Source organism: Methylobacterium segetis, assembly GCF_004348265.1.
In the GTDB taxonomy this organism is placed as follows: Bacteria; Pseudomonadota; Alphaproteobacteria; order Rhizobiales; family Beijerinckiaceae; genus Methylobacterium; species Methylobacterium segetis.
Map to the genome: position 1 here is coordinate 1 of NZ_SMNT01000141.1, position 10,485 is coordinate 10,485.

19 protein-coding genes are annotated in these 10,485 nt (G+C 73.9%); 11 read left to right on the forward strand and 8 right to left on the reverse strand.

Annotated features, from left to right (window positions below; translation table 11 throughout):
• From E1J50_RS24090 to E1J50_RS24105, 4 genes are all read left to right on the forward strand, one after another.
• On the forward strand, positions 1 to 403 hold a 403-nt coding region (locus E1J50_RS24090), incomplete at its 5' end, for a hypothetical protein (RefSeq protein WP_245516731.1).
• Positions 404 to 524: 121 nt separating this feature from the next.
• Positions 525 to 1,439, forward strand: a complete 915-nt coding sequence (locus E1J50_RS24095) for an aldo/keto reductase (protein ID WP_132256459.1) — start codon at positions 525 to 527, stop codon at positions 1,437 to 1,439.
• Positions 1,429 to 2,151 (forward strand): NADPH-dependent F420 reductase, encoded by a 723-nt coding sequence (locus E1J50_RS24100; protein ID WP_132256461.1) that lies wholly within the window; start codon positions 1,429 to 1,431, stop codon positions 2,149 to 2,151. The genes E1J50_RS24095 and E1J50_RS24100 overlap by 11 nt, the downstream gene beginning before the upstream one ends.
• Positions 2,152 to 2,232: 81 nt before the next feature.
• On the forward strand, positions 2,233 to 3,552 hold the full coding sequence (locus E1J50_RS24105) for an NTP/NDP exchange transporter (protein WP_132256463.1): 1,320 nt from the start codon (positions 2,233 to 2,235) through the stop codon (positions 3,550 to 3,552).
• Between the two features lies 1 nt (position 3,553).
• On the opposite strand, the gene E1J50_RS24110 is transcribed toward E1J50_RS24105, so the two are convergent.
• A complete protein-coding gene (locus E1J50_RS24110) occupies positions 3,554 to 3,742 on the reverse strand; it encodes a hypothetical protein (RefSeq protein ID WP_132256466.1) in 189 nt (62 codons plus the stop codon).
• A gap of 56 nt (positions 3,743 to 3,798) precedes the next feature.
• Positions 3,799 to 4,050: a hypothetical protein gene (locus tag E1J50_RS24115; RefSeq protein WP_132256469.1), complete on the reverse strand. Its 252-nt coding sequence runs from the start codon at positions 4,048 to 4,050 to the stop codon at positions 3,799 to 3,801.
• Between the two features lie 505 nt (positions 4,051 to 4,555).
• On the opposite strand from E1J50_RS24115, the gene E1J50_RS24120 reads away from it, so the two are divergent.
• The 7 genes from E1J50_RS24120 to E1J50_RS24150 all read left to right on the forward strand — a co-directional run bounded on the left by E1J50_RS24120 (position 4,556) and on the right by E1J50_RS24150 (position 7,987).
• Positions 4,556 to 4,936: a hypothetical protein gene (locus E1J50_RS24120; RefSeq protein ID WP_132256471.1), complete on the forward strand. Its 381-nt coding sequence runs from the start codon at positions 4,556 to 4,558 to the stop codon at positions 4,934 to 4,936.
• Complete coding sequence (locus E1J50_RS24125; protein ID WP_132256474.1) at positions 4,933 to 5,328, forward strand: hypothetical protein; 396 nt, start codon at positions 4,933 to 4,935, stop codon at positions 5,326 to 5,328. Before E1J50_RS24120 ends, E1J50_RS24125 begins: the two co-directional genes overlap by 4 nt.
• A gap of 106 nt (positions 5,329 to 5,434) precedes the next feature.
• Complete coding sequence (locus E1J50_RS24130) at positions 5,435 to 5,695, forward strand: hypothetical protein (RefSeq protein ID WP_132256476.1); 261 nt, start codon at positions 5,435 to 5,437, stop codon at positions 5,693 to 5,695.
• 118 nt (positions 5,696 to 5,813) lie between these two features.
• Positions 5,814 to 6,335, forward strand: coding sequence for a DUF2934 domain-containing protein (locus E1J50_RS24135; RefSeq protein ID WP_132256478.1), 522 nt, complete (start codon positions 5,814 to 5,816; stop codon positions 6,333 to 6,335).
• Positions 6,336 to 6,545: 210 nt separating this feature from the next.
• On the forward strand, positions 6,546 to 6,851 hold the full coding sequence (locus tag E1J50_RS24140; RefSeq protein WP_132256499.1) for a hypothetical protein: 306 nt from the start codon (positions 6,546 to 6,548) through the stop codon (positions 6,849 to 6,851).
• Between the two features lie 16 nt (positions 6,852 to 6,867).
• Positions 6,868 to 7,536, forward strand: a complete 669-nt coding sequence (locus E1J50_RS24145; protein WP_207919282.1) for an HAD family hydrolase — start codon at positions 6,868 to 6,870, stop codon at positions 7,534 to 7,536.
• 253 nt (positions 7,537 to 7,789) lie between these two features.
• Entirely contained in the window at positions 7,790 to 7,987 is a 198-nt protein-coding gene (locus tag E1J50_RS24150; protein ID WP_132256481.1) for a hypothetical protein, read from the forward strand.
• Positions 7,988 to 8,002: 15 nt separating this feature from the next.
• On the opposite strand, the gene E1J50_RS24155 is transcribed toward E1J50_RS24150, so the two are convergent.
• From E1J50_RS24155 to E1J50_RS27870, 6 genes are all read right to left on the reverse strand, one after another.
• Entirely contained in the window at positions 8,003 to 8,296 is a 294-nt protein-coding gene (locus E1J50_RS24155) for a hypothetical protein (protein WP_245516733.1), read from the reverse strand.
• Positions 8,297 to 8,441: 145 nt separating this feature from the next.
• On the reverse strand, positions 8,442 to 8,765 hold the full coding sequence (locus E1J50_RS24160) for a hypothetical protein (protein WP_132256483.1): 324 nt from the start codon (positions 8,763 to 8,765) through the stop codon (positions 8,442 to 8,444).
• A gap of 80 nt (positions 8,766 to 8,845) precedes the next feature.
• A complete protein-coding gene (locus tag E1J50_RS24165) occupies positions 8,846 to 9,130 on the reverse strand; it encodes a hypothetical protein (RefSeq protein WP_132256486.1) in 285 nt (94 codons plus the stop codon).
• 103 nt (positions 9,131 to 9,233) lie between these two features.
• A complete protein-coding gene (locus E1J50_RS24170; RefSeq protein WP_132256497.1) occupies positions 9,234 to 9,659 on the reverse strand; it encodes a hypothetical protein in 426 nt (141 codons plus the stop codon).
• A gap of 79 nt (positions 9,660 to 9,738) precedes the next feature.
• The gene (locus tag E1J50_RS24175) at positions 9,739 to 10,233 is read right to left on the reverse strand and encodes a peptide deformylase (RefSeq protein WP_132254403.1); all 495 of its coding nucleotides are present in this window, start codon (positions 10,231 to 10,233) and stop codon (positions 9,739 to 9,741) included.
• The coding region (locus E1J50_RS27870; protein WP_207919283.1) for a hypothetical protein at positions 10,215 to 10,485 on the reverse strand (271 nt) is incomplete at its 5' end. The genes E1J50_RS27870 and E1J50_RS24175, both read right to left, overlap by 19 nt.

Here is a 10,485-nt window from a genome sequence, read left to right on the forward strand (position 1 = left end):
CCGGCAGGCTCTTGGGATCCGGCAGGCTCTTGCGCCGCGCCGCAGGATCGCGCACGGGACGGGCATGAAGCAGCTCGAAGCCCTCATCGCCTGGACGCCGGCGCGCTGGGCGGACCTGCGTCCCGAGACGGCGGGGCATGTCGTCGTCCTGCCCTTCCCCGACACCGAGGGGCGCGCCAAGGGCTTCATGATGAGCGCGGGGGCGAGTTCCTCCGCCCTGCGGGCCTTGTCCGAGGAGCAGCGCATCGCGCGGCTCTTCATCGACTTCAACACGCTGGTGGTGCGCGACGGGCTCGATCCGCAGGCCGTGCACCGGGCCTTCCTCGCCATCGACGAGTATCGCTTCCGGATCGCGCCGGACACCGAGGGCGCCGAGTTCGAGGATCCGCCCGAGGAGGACTGAACTCCGCGGGCACCGGAAACATTCCGCGACAAAATTCAACCCCGGCCGCGGGCCGCCACGCCTCGACAGCGGCGGCGGCGCCCTACCTGAGGGCGGGCCAGACCATCGCGCCGGAGGTTTCATGCCAGCGACCCGCCGCACCATCCTCGCCGGGGCCGCGCTGCTGCCCGCCCTGATGCCCGCAGCGCTCCGGGCCGCGGACGGGCCGGGCGAGTTGATCCGGCGGCCGATCCCGTCCTCCGGCGAGCGGCTTCCCGCCATCGGCATCGGCACCTCGCGCCGCTACGAGGTCGAGCCGACGCCCGACAAAATCGCACCCCTGCGGGAGGCGGTGGAGCGCTTCGTGGCGCTCGGCGGCTCGGTCATCGACACGGCTCCGAGCTACGGCACCGCCGAGGACGTCCTCGGCCACATCCTGCAGGGGCCCTTGCGCGAGAAGGTGTTCCTGGCGAGCAAGGTCAGCGAGAGCGGGCGCGAGGCCGGCGCGGCCCAGATCGCCCACTCCTTCGAGCGCCTGCGCACGGACCGGATCGACCTCGTCGCCGTGCACAACCTGATCGACACGGGGGCCAACCTCGCCACCCTGCGCGACCTCAAGGCCCGGGGCCGCATCCGCTACGTCGGCGTCACGGTCTGGCGGGACGGGCAGTTCGACGGCCTCGAGCCGGTGATGCGGGCCGAGCCGCTCGACTTCGTCCAGGTCAACTACGCCATCGACAACCGGGCCGCGGCCGAGCGCGTCCTCCCGCTCGCGGCCGAGCGCGGCATCGCCGTGATGGTCAACGTGCCCTTCGGGCGCGACCGGCTGTTCAAGGCCGTGCAGGGGCGCGAGCTGCCGCCCTGGGCGGCCGAGTTCGACTGCGCGAGCTGGCCGCAATTCTTCCTGAAATACGTCCTCGCGCACCCGGCCGTCACCTGCCCGATCCCGGGCATGGCGAAGGTGTCCTACGTCGAGGACAACCTCGGCGCCGCCCGCGGGCGGCTGCCCGACGCGGCGGCGCGGGCCCGGATGGAGGCCTTCATCGATGCGCTCTGACCTCACCCGCCGCGCGGCCCTCGCCCTCGCGCTCGCCCTCCCGGCCCTTCCGGCCGGCGCCCAGGAGGCGGCGGGGCAGAAGCCCCTGCGCATCGGCATCATCGGCGCGGGCAAGATCGGCGGCACCATCGGCGCGCTCTGGGTCAAGGCGGGGCACGAGGTGATGTTCTCCTCCCGCCACCCGGAGGAGCTGACGGGTCTCGTCGAGGGTCTGGGCGCGCGGGCGAAGGCGGGCACGCCGGCGGAGGCGGTCCGCTTCGGCGAGGCGGTGTTCGTGGCGGTGCCCTACAAGGCCTATCCCCAGCTCCGGGCCGATCTCGGCGAGGCGCTCAAGGGCCGCATCGTGCTCGATGCCGGCAACGCGACCCAGGCCCGGGACGGCGACCTCTACACCGAGGCGCAGGCCAACGGCATCGGGACGACGAGCGCCAAGTACCTCGCCGGGGCCCGTCTGGTCCGGGCCTTCAACGCCGCGAACTACCGGCTCTTCGAGGCGAACGCGAACCGGCCGGCGCCCCGCATGGCGGTGCCGATCGCGGGGGACGACGAGGCGGCGCTGGAGATGGGCCGGCGCCTTGTCTCGGAGGCGGGCTTCGACCCGGTCGTCGTCGGCACGCTGACGGACGCGGACCGGTTCGCGATGGGCTCGCCCGGCTTCGGGCACGTCCTCGGCGCGTCCGAGCTTCGCGCGAAGCTGGGGCTCGCGCCGTGAGGCCTCCCTCCGCGGCCCGGCCCGGCCCGCGCCTACGCTCTCCCCGCGGGGCGCGCGGACTCCTCCGGCGCCCCCCCGCCCATGCCTGATTCGCCCTCCGCGGAGCGCGGCCTCCTCGCCCGGCTCGTCGACGTGCGGCCGGGGGAGGGCCGGGCGCTCGCGTGGGCGTGGGCCTACATCTTCTCGATCCTCGCCGCCTACTACGTGCTGCGCCCGATCCGCGACCAGATGGGGGTGGCGGGCGGCATCGAGAACCTGCCCTGGCTGTTCACGGCGACGCTTCTCGGCATGCTCGCCCTCAACCTGCCCTTCGGCTGGCTGGTGAAGAGCCTGCCGCGGGCCCGCTTCGTGCCGCTGACCTACCGGTTCTTCGCCCTCAACATCCTGCTCTTCGCCCTCGCCCTCCACCTCGCCCCGCCGGAGGCCGACCTCTGGATCGGGCGGGCGTTCTTCGTCTGGCTGTCGATCTTCAACCTGTTCGTGGTGTCGATCTTCTGGGCGACCATCGTCGACGTGTTCTCGACGGAGCAGGGCAAGCGCCTGTTCGGCTTCATCGCGGCGGGCGCGACGCTCGGGGCCATCGCGGGCTCGGCCACCACGGCGTTGCTCGCCCGCGCGGTGCCGACCTCCGCGCTCCTCCTCTGCGCGGTCGTCCTCCTGGAGGCCGCCGTGTTCAGCATGCGCGGCCTCGCCCGCCTCTCGGAGCGCCTGCACCACGTTCCCAGCGAGGCGCCCGAGCACGCCCCGATCGGCGGCAGCGCGCTCGCCGGCATCACCCGGACGCTCGCCTCGCCCTACCTCCTCAACATCGGCCTGTTCCTGCTGCTGTTCTCGGTGACCTCGACCTTCCTGTATTTCGAGCAGGCGGGCATCGCGAAGCGCAGCTTCCCCGACCGCGGCGCCCAGACCGCCTTCTTCGCCAGCGTCGACCTGCTCGTGAACGCGCTCACCCTCGGCGTGCAGCTCTTCCTGACGGGGCGGATCGTGCGTGCGCTCGGGATCGGCTGGACGCTGGCCCTGCTCCCGGCGGCGAGCGTCCTCGGCTTCGCCGCGCTCGCCCTCTCGCCGACCATCACGGCGATCGTCGCCTTCCAGGTCTTCCGGCGGGCGGGCAACTTCGCCATCGCCCGGCCGATCCGCGAGGTGCTGTTCACGGTGGTGCCGCGGGAGGACCGCTACACGGCGAAGGGCTTCATCGACACCGTGGTCTACCGGCTCGGCGATCAGGTCGGCGCGTGGTCCTACGCGGGCATCGCGGCGCTCGGCTTCGGGGCGACGGCGGTGGCGGCGACCGCGGTGCCGCTCTCGCTCGCGTGGCTCCTGAATGCGCTCTGGCTCGGGCGCGCGCAGGAGAAGCGGGCGGACGAGGCGGACGCCGCCCGGCCCGGTTCGCCGGCCTGATTCAGCCCCGCCGCGCCCGCCCGCGTCCGGCCGCCGCGGAACGGGCCGGCACCGGGCACAGGCCGGGACGCGGAGCGGGACCCGCGGCCCGCGAGGCGGCGTAGGCCGCCAGGAGCAGGGTGATCGAGGCGGTCAGGGAGGCGGCGAGGGGGCTGCCGCTCAGGTGCTCGGCCCACTGGACGATCGTCATGGCTCAGCCCTCCGAATCCCGTTCCGAAGCGTGGTCCCCGCAGGGTTAACGAGTCGTTAAGGCCGCTCCTCCGGGACGAGCAGGTCGAGCCGGGCGCGGCCCGCCTCTGTGATCTCCCAGATCGCGAAGGTGCCGCCGATATGCGGGCCGGCCTGCGTGCCGATCCATTGCAGGCGCCCGGCGCGCTCCAGCACGCGCAGGCGGGCGTGGTCCCGGGGCCAAGCCCGGTCCGGGCTCTGCTTGATCGAGATGCGGCCCTCCACCGAGATGGCGGCCTTCGTGAGCAGTCGACGCTCGTGGCGCGGCATGAATCCTCCTGTCCGACGTTCTGCGGCGGCCCTGCGGCCGCGCGGCGAGGGCCATCGCCGCCGGCGCGGGGCGATGGCTGAGGAACCGTGCGGCCATCCGCCCGGGAGCGAGAGAGGCCGTTCGGCGCGGTTGGGATGGGCCCGACGCACGAGGGTCGAGGCCCGGGGCATCCGGAGGGATGCGATCGCGCGAACCCTGCTGCGAGGGGTGGACCCGCCGAATCGGCCGGGGCTCCGGAAGCGCGGCCGAAGCTTAACCGCAGGATTGCCACACGCAAGCCAAAGTTGAGACGGTCGATCAAAGCCCGCTCCGGATGCAGGCGCGGGGCGCCCCGCACGCTGCCAAGCCGGCCTCGGGGCACTGGACGCGGGGCCACACCGTCCTGTTTAAGGCGTCTGTTAACCATGATCCGGGGAACCTGCCGCCGGGCTCCGGGGTCACCCCGGAAGCCGTGCGGGCACCGTCGCGCCGCGGCGTCCCATCGGGAGAGGGTGTTTGCAGGGATTGCGACTGAGTCTCGCGGGCTGCCTCGGCCTCCTCGTCGCGGAGGCCGGGCCGGCGCGCGCCGAGCCGCCGCCTCCGGATGGCTCCGCGCAGCCCCTGTTCCTGCGCATCCGGCCGCAGGGGGCTCCCCTCGAGACCGGGGCGGCCGGAGGTGCAGCGCCGCTCTCGGAGGCCGAGACGGCCCGCCGGGCCCTGGCGGCGCGGGAGGCGGTGTGGGAGCGCGCCACGATCCGGGCGCGCATCGCCATCGCCTCGGTCTGCACCGGCTGCCTTCGGCCCGAGGCCGCCCCCGCCGCGCCGGCGCCCGAGCCCGTCCGGGCGGCACCGGAACCCCCGGCCGCAACGCGAACCGCAGAATCGTCCACCGGAGGAGATCCATGACGCAAGCCCATCCGACCACCGGCGCCGAGCCGGACCCGGACTGCCCCGTCTCCCTCGACCGCCTCGGCGAGGTCTACCGGGCCGACGAGTACGACCTGCCCGAGATCCTGGCCGGGATTCCGGCCCCGACCCGGGCGAAGCTCGCCGTCTACCTCTACGGCAAGAGCCACATGCACCAGCTCGGCCTGAAGGTCGCCCGCGCCTGCGAGCGGGACGACCTCGTGCGGGCGGCCGGTGAGATCGGCTCGGTGATCCACGGGCAGGCGCACCTGAAGCCGGCGCGCCCGGCTCCGAGCGAGCCCGCCGCGCGGCCCGGCGCCGCCAAGGCCCCCGCGCCCCGCAAGATCAGCCTCGGCGGCTCGGCCGCCAAGGGGCGCAGCTTCGACGATTGAGGGGCGCAGCTTCGACGATTGAAGGGCGATCACGCGCCGCGCCGGGCCTTGCGGAACCCCGCGGGCCCGGCGCGGCGCTGGCGGCGGCTGGGACGGAGGCAGGCGGATGTTCGGTGTGTGGTGGAAGCTCGGGATCGACGCCACGATGCTGGCGCTCGAGTCGCAGCAGGTGATCGGCCTGCGCCTCGTCAAGCTCTCCGCCGGCGGCGCCGCCGCGCAGGTCGAGGCGCAGCGGATGGTCAGCGAGAAGATCATGGCCGCGGGCGAGGCCGCGATCCTCGTCGCCACCGGCGGGTCCGCGGCCGGCGTCGTGGCAGGGTACCGCCGCAAGGTCCGGGCGAATGCGCGGCGCCTCGCGAAGGGCTGAGGTCTGCGGGCCGGCCGCACAGTCTCGCCCAATATTGGGAGGCCGGTTGCTCGCAATTCGCCCAACAACCGCCGTTAACCAACCCTTAACCCTGGCTTCGCATCGTCCGGACGGGGCGATGGGAAGAGGGTGGACGATCATGGTCGAGCAGCAGGTGCGCGAGCGCGCCTATTACATCTGGGAAGACGAGGGCCGGGTCTTCGGCCGGGCCGAGGAGCATTGGTTCCGGGCCGAGGCCGAGCTCGGCGCCGCCGGAACGCCGGCCGTCGGCGAGACGAGCGCCGCGGCCAGCGCCGCGGATCGGGCTCCGGCCAAGGCCGCCAAGCCGGCCACGGTCAAGCCCGCCACGGTCAAGCCGGCCACGGCCAAGGCGGATGCCAAGTCCGCCGCTAAGCCCGCCGCCAAGTCCGCCGCCAAGCCGGTCAAGGCCGCTGCGAAGGCCGAGGCGACGGCCGACGGGAAGGCCAAGGAGCCGGCCGGGAAGGCCGCCAAGGCCAAGGCCGCGGCTGACAAGCCCGCCGCCAAACCCGCCGCCGCCAAACCCGCCGCCGCCAAGCCCGCTGCCGGCCAGAAGGCGGCCAAGGCCGAGTCCGTCGCCAAGGCGAAGGCCTCCCGCGCGCCGAGCGCCTCCCTGCACTGAGCCGCCGCGGCACGCCGCGCTTGAAGGGCCCGCCCCCGCCCGGGGGCGGGCCCTTCGCGTTCGAGGCCCGCCGATTCCCGGTCACGGCCGGAACGGGCCATGGGCTCGGCCGTTGTCCGGCAAAGCTTGACTCGCCCGAATCCGCGCATCCGAGAGAGGCGCCCCATGCCCCTTCCGTCCAAAACACCCGCCAAAACACCCGCCAAAACACTGGCGAAGACACTGGCGAAGGCACCCGCCGCCCTTCTCCTCGCTCTCCCGCTCGCGGCGGCGCCGGGCGCGGCGGGGGCCGGCCCGCAGGCCGCGCCCTACGGCTACGGCGGCCCCTCCGCCGGGGCGCTTCCCGTGACGGTGGGCGGGCGGGCGCCCTGGAACCGGCCCTGGGAGTACGATTCGGGCAGCGACAACGACCGCCGGCCGGAATTGCCCTACTACCAGCAGGGCCGCGGCCAGCAGACCGGCGGCCCCGCCCGCAACCTGCTGCCCGACGACGGGCTGCACCTGTTCCCGCGCTGAGACGGGGCGGTTCCGCATGCGCGTGAAGGCGGTCATCTTCGACATCGACGGGACGCTCCTCGACAGCGTGGACCTGCATGCGCGGGCCTGGGTCGAGGCGTTCCGGCATTTTGGGGTCGAGACCGAGGAGGCCGCGGTCCGGCGGCAGATCGGCAAGGGCGGCGACCAGCTGATGCCCGTCTTCCTCTCCGAGGCGCAGATCGCGCGCGAGGGCGAGACGATCGAGGCCTACCGCTCGGACCTGTTCAAGCGCGCGTACCTGTCGAAGGTGCGCCCGGTCCCCGGGGTCCGCGCCCTGCTGGAGCGGATCCGTGCCGACGGGCGCCGGGTGGCGCTCGCCTCCTCCGGCAAGAAATCCGAGGTGGAGCGCTACACGGAGATCCTGGGCATCGGCGATCTCGTCGACGTGGCGACGAGCGCGGACGACGCCGACCGCTCGAAGCCGCATCCCGACATCTTCGCGGCCGTGCTGGAGAAGCTGCGGCCGATCGGGGCCCGGGACGCGCTCGCGGTGGGCGACACGCCCTACGACGCCGAGGCCGCCGCCAAGGTGCGCCTCGCGACGATCGGCCTCCTCTGCGGCGGCTTCCCCGAGGCCGACCTCTCGGCGGCCGGCTGCACCGCGATCTACCGCGACCCGCAGGACCTGCTCGACGGCTACGAGAGTTCCCCGCTCGCGCACTGAACGGGGGCCGCGGCCTTCCGCGTCAGGTCCCCGATCGCCATGGGCAGGGGATCTCTTGCCGCCGGAGGCCCGGAGCGCCGCGTCGGCCACCTGCCCCCGGGGCGGCCTGTGGGTTGGTGGGGATGCTGTTGCGGTGATGCGACATCGGTAACGTGCCGGCTACCAATTGCTCCCGAGATGGCTGGCGCGGGGCGCGCAAAGGGTTTAGCGAGCCGCCGCGAAAGCCAGGATCCTTCGAGGACGAGCGCGGAACATGTCTCAGCCGGCCCAGTCGATATCCGAGACGGCACCCACGTCGCTGCAGGAGCAGATCGCCGAGGCGGTCCGCAACCAAGCCGTGCCGATCAGCCAGTTGCTGAGGCTGATGTCGGCCCTCGACGCGGACGAGAGCGCGAACGAGAACCTGCGCCTGCAGCTGCGCGCCCGCATCGGCAGGCCGCTGAGCGCCTGACCGGCGCCGACGGCGTCAGCGCCGCCGGCTCCGCCTCGCCTTGCGCGAGCCGCCCCCGGCCGCCCGCTGCATGCAGGCATTGTAGATCTGCCGCCCGATCGCGTGGGGGCCGAGGCCGGACGGATCGGGCGTCGAGAAGACGCGGGCCCGGGCCTCGTTGCGGCAGGCCGCGTCCTGCGGGCTGCGGATCGGCGGTTCCGCCCGCGCCGCATCCCCGAAGCCGGCCACCCCCAGGATCAGGCCGAGACTGAGCACGACGTGCGGCAGGATGAGGGGAAGGGGCCGGCGGGTCTGGGGCGTGTCGAGCATGGATGTCGATCCTCTGCGGGTTGCGGGGCGTTAGATAGGGCGGTGCCGGGGTGGATTCGCGCCGACGATGAAGCTCAGTCGCGCGGGGAGGCCGGCCGGTTCACCAGGCAGGCGAGAAATCCGGCCGACGGGACGCGCCGGGCGCTCAGGGCAGGAGCCAGAGGCAGGCCGCGGAGCCGCGCACCGCGAGGCACTCGAAGGGGGCGCCGCCGATCATGGCCCGGCGCTCGACCGCGCCGATCGCGTCCCGCGGCACGCGCCGGCAGGCGGGCTGGCTGGCGAGGCGCGCGGCCGCTGCCGCTGCCGCATGGTCGCCCCCGGCGCCCGCCGTCAGGAGACGCAGGGCGACGAGGGAGTCGCAGGCGATGGCCTCGTCCGCCGGCGCCGGCTGGGCCGGGGCGGCTCCCGGCCCGAGGACGCCGAGCCACAGACCGAGCGCCGCCGCGCACCTCCTCCGACCGGCCCGCATGGGAGCACCCCTCCGATATCCCGCCTGCCGCACGAGCTAGGGCTCGGGCGGCCCATGGCGAGCCCGGCCTGGGCGCCGGCTCAGTAGGGATGGAACCCGTAGGGACGATAGAAGGGCCGCGGGCGGTAATAGCCGTAGGGCCGGTAGAAGGGCCGGGGCCGGTAATAGCCGTAGGGTCCGTAGAACCGGCGGCGCCAGTAGGGCCGCGGCGGCCCGTAATAGTAGCCGAACTGGGCAGGGATCGCGCCGGCCGCCGCGACGGCGAGACCGGGATCCGGGGCGACGGGCGCGGCCGAGACGGCCTGAGGGCCCGCGAGGATCGCACCGGCGGCGAGGGCCGATGCGAGGAAGAAGCGCTTGCGCATGCTTGTCTCCAGTCGAACCGGGCGTCCGCGCCGTGGGGCCCGGACGTCGCTCGGAGACGATCGGGGCGGCCCGCTGAATGCCGGCTGAAAGGAGGCCGCGGGCTCAGCGCCGCGGCCGCTCGGCAGCGGGCTTCGCGCGGGGCGCGGCGCCGGCCGCCGGGGTGACGAGCCCCGCGAGGGTCCAGTGGCAGATGCCGGTGCCCTGAAGGCTCAGGCAATCGTAGGCCGTGCCGCCGAGCTCCACGTGGTCGGCGAGGGCCTGGACGCGGTCGCGGCCGACCAGGGCGCAGCCGAGATGATCCGCGCGCTCGTCCGCCAGGATCGCGGCGACGGCGGGGAGTTCGCCGCGGTTCGAGCGCAGGAGAAGCCGCAGATTCGCGAGCGACGGGCACCCGACGAACGGGGCGGCCGCGTTCGAGGGCGGGGCGGGGGCCGCCTTCCGCGCGGCGGGGCTCGCGGATTGCCCGGTTCCCTGCGCCGCAGCGGGCGCCGCCGCGAGAGCGAGGAGGAGCAGGACGGGTACGCGCATGCCGCAGCCTCGGAGCGCCTCGGGACGGGGAGCCCGCGAGCCTATCAGGCGCCCCCGCCCGCCGCCATGCGGCGCGGCCTCAGCCGCCGCGCTTGCGGAAGCGCTTCAGCACCCGCTCCCGCCGCAGCCGGGACAGGCGCTCGATCCAGAAGATGCCGTCGAGCTGGTCGATCTCGTGCTGGTGGCAGGCGGCGCGGAACCCCTCCGCCTCCTCCTCGTGCCAAGCCCCGTCGAGATCCTGGAATCGCAGGCGCAGGCGCGCGGCGCGCTGCACCGTCTCGGCGACGCCCGGCATCAGCACGCTGCCCTCGGTCGCGGTCGCGAGATCCGGCGACACGTCCAGGATCTCCGGGTTCACGAAGGTCTCCGCCTCGGCGCCCGGCTCGAGGCGCAGCACCACGAGGCGCTGCAGGCGGCCGATATGCGGGGCCGTGAGCCCCACGGCCTGGGCCGCGTCGAGGGTGTCGCGCACATCCCGGGCCAGGTCGCGCAAAGCCTCGTCGAAGACACGGACCGGCTCCGCCCGCAGGCGCAGGCGCGGGTCCGGGTAGAAGATCAGCGGTTGTACGGCCAAGGATGTTGTCTCCTGATCATCGCGAGGGGCTCATTCAGCCCTGGATTGTGAAAGATCGGCGCGCAGCCACCGATGGCAGCATCTGAACTGCCGGTCGAGGGACGAATGCTTACGGGCGCGATGCGAGATCCTGGCGTCTCCCGGCCGATCATCGGAACGATGCCGGCGGCCGCGGGTTGGTCCGCCAACGTTTCGAGGAGAACCCCATGAAGATCCTTCTGGCCGGCGCCCTCGCCGCCGCATCCATCGCCG